Origin of the sequence: Cohnella sp. GbtcB17 (genome assembly GCF_019091135.1) — a bacterium.
Classification (GTDB): Bacteria; Bacillota; Bacilli; order Paenibacillales; family Paenibacillaceae; genus Cohnella.
The window spans coordinates 1-238 of sequence record NZ_JAGXJW010000459.1 but is presented as its reverse complement, the minus strand read 5'-3'; the positions used below and the strand labels follow the sequence as shown (position 1 = coordinate 238).

Genomic DNA, 238 nt, shown 5'->3' with positions numbered 1-238 from the left:
AAAAGCTTCACCAGATCTGAAAACCTGGGAAAATCGCGGGCAAGTGGTGGGAGAAGAGGATCGCTACACATCTGCAGGAAATTTGTTCCCCATCGTACATGTGAATGGAATCACTGAAGTCGAGATGCCGGATGGGACCATGAGAATTCTGCTTCCGGTCGGGTTTCGAAATTTCCCAACGCCGACGTCCAGCGTTACGGGATCGGGATATACGGTCGTTTACTACAGCGATAATGAA

1 protein-coding gene is annotated in these 238 nt (G+C 49.6%); it reads left to right on the top strand.

Going from position 1 to position 238, the window contains the following annotated elements; all coding sequences use genetic code 11:
- Nucleotides 1-238: hypothetical protein (locus tag KVT38_RS34165; protein ID WP_217598138.1), on the top strand; the 238-nt coding region annotated here is incomplete at both ends.